This window comes from uncultured Streptococcus sp., assembly GCF_963516575.1.
Lineage (GTDB): Bacteria > Bacillota > Bacilli > Lactobacillales > Streptococcaceae > Streptococcus.
The window spans coordinates 1-4,667 of record NZ_CAUQCP010000075.1; the positions used below are offsets into that span (position 1 = coordinate 1).

The 4,667-nt window shown below is 38.5% G+C and carries 5 protein-coding genes and 2 pseudogenes; 1 reads left to right on the forward strand and 6 read right to left on the reverse strand.

The genetic code is table 11. The features are described 5' to 3' along the window. The 5 genes and pseudogenes from RWM06_RS09335 to pbp2a all read right to left on the reverse strand — a co-directional run. Window positions 1-206, reverse strand: a pseudogene (locus RWM06_RS09335) (sigma-70 family RNA polymerase sigma factor); the annotation flags it as partial. A 120-nt stretch (window positions 207-326) separates the two neighbouring features. After that, window positions 327-863 carry a transcription termination/antitermination protein NusG gene (nusG, locus tag RWM06_RS09340; RefSeq protein WP_000376740.1) on the reverse strand — a complete coding sequence of 179 codons (537 nt, stop codon included), beginning with the start codon at window positions 861-863 and terminating at the stop codon, window positions 327-329. A gap of 53 nt (window positions 864-916) precedes the next feature. Then, window positions 917-1,093 (reverse strand): preprotein translocase subunit SecE, encoded by a 177-nt coding sequence (gene secE / locus RWM06_RS09345; RefSeq protein ID WP_042900249.1) that lies wholly within the window; start codon window positions 1,091-1,093, stop codon window positions 917-919. Window positions 1,094-1,102: 9 nt separating this feature from the next. Continuing rightward, the gene (gene rpmG, locus RWM06_RS09350; protein WP_125393967.1) at window positions 1,103-1,255 is read right to left on the reverse strand and encodes a 50S ribosomal protein L33; all 153 of its coding nucleotides are present in this window, start codon (window positions 1,253-1,255) and stop codon (window positions 1,103-1,105) included. 52 nt (window positions 1,256-1,307) lie between these two features. Continuing rightward, window positions 1,308-3,503, reverse strand: coding sequence for a penicillin-binding protein PBP2A (gene pbp2a / locus RWM06_RS09355; RefSeq protein WP_313970918.1), 2,196 nt, complete (start codon window positions 3,501-3,503; stop codon window positions 1,308-1,310). Between the two features lie 86 nt (window positions 3,504-3,589). Between pbp2a and RWM06_RS09360 the strand changes: the two genes are divergently transcribed. Next, entirely contained in the window at window positions 3,590-4,465 is an 876-nt protein-coding gene (locus RWM06_RS09360) for an RluA family pseudouridine synthase (RefSeq protein ID WP_313970919.1), read from the forward strand. Between the two features lie 68 nt (window positions 4,466-4,533). Here the strand turns inward: RWM06_RS09360 and RWM06_RS09365 are convergent. Continuing rightward, window positions 4,534-4,667: pseudogene (locus tag RWM06_RS09365) on the reverse strand (type I glyceraldehyde-3-phosphate dehydrogenase); the annotation flags it as partial.

Below are 4,667 nucleotides of genomic sequence, written 5' to 3' on the forward strand. Positions count from 1 at the left end.
TCTAAAATGCGATTACGGAATTTAGTTTTGAAGTATCTACGTAAACGAGGGATATCTTCTACAAGCCCTTCTTCTCTACTGATTAATTCATGCAAGCAGATCATCCCCTCTTGATCCCAATCCGATAGTTCCCATAAATGCAAGTAATATTCATTTCTACTCTTATATACAATTCCCTGGACTTCTTCATACAATTCTTTAATCATTCTTTTCCCCTTTCTAGATACAGTCTAACAGATTCAGAAACACTTTTGGCACATTTCATCCATTCTGCACCCTTTAGCTCCTCAACTGCACAAAAAAGAGAGGACAGGCCTCTCTCAGGGTTATAATTCTGCGATTTGGTTTAGGTTTACTTCTGCAACTGTGTCATTACCAAACATAGAGATAATCATCTTCACTTTATTGTTATCAATTTCTGTAATCTTACCAGTATAGTCTGCAAAAGCTCCATCAATGATACGTACAGTTTGACCAACTTCAACATCGATATCAAACTCTTGTACAGTTTGTCCCATAGAAACCAAGATGTCACGAATTTCTTGTTCCAATAATGGAGTTGGTTTTGATCTATTTCCGTGAGATCCGACAAATCCTGTAACATTTGGTGTGTTTCGAACAACAAACCAAGCTTCATCTGTCATGACCATTTCTACAAGAACATAACCTGGAAAGCGATTTTCTTCTACTTCTTTTCTCTTTCCATTTTTTTCAACTTGCACTGTTTGTGTTGGAATTTCAACACGTAGAATATTATCCAACATATTGTAGGTTTGTGCACGTTGTAATAGATTTTCTTTTACCTTATTTTCATAACCAGAATAAGTTTGTAAAACAAACCACCCTTTATCAAAACTATCCATGATATTTCCTTTCATAATAGAAGATTTCTAGTGTAATTAACTCCACTAACCTTCTAAAAAATGTTAATAAATCGAATCAAACCTGAAACAATCAACTGGTCAAAAATGTAAATAATTATTACAAAGAAAGCTGTGTATTCCATGATAGAACGAAAATCTCTCCAGCTTTCCTTGCGAGTTGGCCATGTTGTGTCTTTAAGAAGTCTAAAAATATCTCCAATAAAACGCATCGCTCTCTCCTATCTCGTTTCTCTGTGTATAGTGTACTTACCACAATGTTTACAAAATTTATTTACTTCTAGTCGTGTTGGCTTGGGGTTCCCGCTGATCTTGATTGAATAGTTTCTCGAACCACAAACCGCACAAGCTAGGCTTGCTTTTTTTAGTGCCATAACGCCTCCATCTTATCTATTATAACAAGAAAGCTAGGCTTTGACAAGCATCTTAACGAAATAGATTGACTACCGAATCCCATATTGTTTGAGCCTTTTCCTTAATCTTCGCATCCGAGATAGCCCGACTAGCCTCATCTACTAGACTTTGCGCACGTCCTCGAATATCAGACAAATTATCATCTGTCTGGCTATTATCATTAGTTTGTACTTGTCTTTTTGTGTTAGCTGGTGCAATTCCATTTTTCTTATATGCATTTTCAACTGTAAAGGTACTTCCTGGGGTATAAGGTAAAATTGTATTTGCGATATTTCTGAAGACATGGGCTGCACCGTTTGAAGTAGATCCTGCTAGATAGTGATTTTCATCAGTGGTCGGAAAACCAAGCCAGTGACTAATCACTACATCTGGAGTATAACCAATTACCCACTGGTCACTTGTGTATTCTGGATTGAAAACTGCTTCGGTTGTACCAGTTTTTCCTGCCATGACATAGTCTGCAGGTGATGAACTAATACCTGTTCCGTTGGTGAATGTACCCAACATCATACTGGTCATCTTATCAGCTACAGCTTTATCAATTACTCGTTTTTGTGAATTTTTATGGCTCGCAATGACCTGACCACTAGCATTTTCAATTCTACTAATAAAATGAGCTTCAGGCATTAAACCTTCATTTGCAAAAGCAGCATATGCTTGAGCCATTTGCAGAGGATTGGTTTCAACACCGCTTCCCAAGGCGACACCAAGAACACGATCGACTTTTTCCATGTTGAGTCCGAATTTTTCGCCCGCCTCAAAAGCCTTATCAACGCCCAAATCATTAACAGTGGCAACAGCAGGTAGATTAAGCGATTCTGCCAAGGCTTGATACATAGGAACTTCTCGACTCGTTTTGATTCCTGCATAGTTATCAACCTTATAGCTATCGTACTGCATGGTATGGTTATCCAAGAGCTTATTCAAAGCCCAGCCTGCTTCAACTGCTGGCGTATAAACAACTAAAGGCTTAATTGTAGAACCAGGACTACGTTTTGATTGAGTTGCATAGTTGAAATTCCGGAATCCAGTTTTATCATTGTCAGCAACTTGACCGACAACTCCACGAACTCCCCCTGTTTTCGGTTCGAGAGCGACACTTCCTGATTGAGCAAATGTTCCATCCTCTGCCCTCGGAAATAGCGCTTTATTTTCATAGACAACCTGCATATTTGCTTGGTAGTTTTGGTCCAGCTCTGTGTAAATGCGGTAACCATTATTGACAATTTCTTCCTCTGTTAGATTATACTTAGAAACGGCTTCGTTAACTACTGCATCAAAGTAAGAAGGATAACGATAATCTGAGATTTTTCCTTCATACTTATCGTGCAATTGCGAAGTCATATCAACTTCAGCAGCTTCGGTTTCTTGATTTTTATCAATATATCCTGCTGCAATCATATTCTGCAAGACAGTATCGCGCCGATTGGTAGAATCTTCTACAGATTTCAAGGGGTTATACAGTTCCGGTCCTTTGAGCATCCCTGCCAGAGTCGCAGCTTGATCCAAACTCACTTCTGATGCAGAAACTCCAAAATATTTCTTACTCGCATCTTCCACACCCCACACACCATTTCCAAAATAAGCATTGTTAAGGTACATGGTTAGAATTTGATCCTTACTATATTTTTTTGTTAATTCTAAAGCAAGGAAAAATTCTTTCGCTTTTCTCTCAACAGTTTGATCCTGTGACAGATAGGCGTTTTTAGCCAGCTGTTGGGTAATAGTAGAACCACCACCTGAACGTCCAGCAGTGACAATAGCCAAGAAGAAACGGCCATAGTTAATCCCGTCATTTTTATAGAAAGAACGGTCTTCTGTCGCAATAACGGCATTCTGCAAATTTTTACTGATATCAGTTAATTCAACATAAGTTCCTTTTTGACCAGACAAGGCACCAGCCTCCTTTTCTTCACGGTCAAAAATGAGAGTCCGAGTTTTCAAGGCGTTTTGCAAATCGTTAACATTGGTTGATTTGGCAACAGCAAACAAATAGGTCCCAACTAGCAAGCCTGCACTCAAACCTAGTATAAGGACAATCTTTGTTAGATGATAGCGACGCCAAAATTTTCGAATTGGACCTACTTGGGCTAATTTTTTTCGATCACTGCGAGAACGACGTAAGCTAGTAGAATCAGAATCTTCTAGTTCACTTGCTTCTTTTTTAAAAAGAGAAAAAAATTTCTCGAATAATTTATCTAATTTCATGCGTTTATTTTATCATCTTCATCATAGGAAGACAAGAATTTAGCTATTTCCTATCCAAATAGGGGTTTTTTTGTTACAATATCTGTATGCAATTCACATTTACATTACCAGACTCTCTACCTCAAATGACGGTAAAGCAATTACTTGAGGAACAACTCCTCATCCCTAGAAAAATCCGTCATTTTTTGAGAATCAAGAAACATATTTTGATAAATCAAGAAGAAGTCCACTGGAACGAAATCGTAAATCCTGGAGATGTTTGCCAGTTAACTTTTGACGAGGAAGATTATCCCAAAAAAGAAATCCCTTGGGGCAACCCAAACCTCGTTCAGGAAGTTTATCAAGATCAACACTTAGTTATTGTGAACAAACCAGAGGGGATGAAAACGCATGGTAATCAGCCAAACGAAATCGCCCTTCTTAACCATGTCAGCGCCTATGTTGGCCAAACCTGCTATGTCGTTCATCGTCTGGACATGGAAACCAGCGGCTTGGTTCTCTTTGCCAAAAATCCTTTTATCCTGCCTATTCTCAATCGCTTACTGGAGAAAAAAGAGATTTCTAGGGAATATTGGGCACAGGTCGACGGACATATCAACAGCAAAGAACTTGTTTTTAAAGACAAAATCGGACGTGATCGCTATGATCGCAGAAAGCGAATAGTTGATACAAAAAATGGGCAATATGCTGAAACGCATGTAAGCAGATTAAAACAATTACCAAACAAAACTTCCTTGGTTCGTTGCAAACTAAAGACAGGGCGAACCCATCAGATTCGTGTGCACCTTTCGCATCATAACTTCCCTATTTTAGGCGACCCTCTCTATAAGAGTAAATCAAAGACGAGTCGGCTTATGCTCCACGCCTTTCGACTGTCCTTTACCCATCCGCTTACATTAGAGAAATTAAGCTTCACTACCCTTTCAGATACTTTTGAAAAAGAATTAAAAAAGAATGGATGATTGTGTCATCCATTTTTCCATATAAGAAAAGCAAGACCAAGAGGCCTTGCTTTTTATCGACTCATGAATTATTTAGCAATTTTTGCGAAGTATTCAAGAGTACGAACAAGTTGTGCAGTGTATGACATTTCGTTGTCGTACCATGATACAACTTTAACCAATTGTTTACCGTCAACGTCAAGAACTTTAGTTTGAGTTGCGT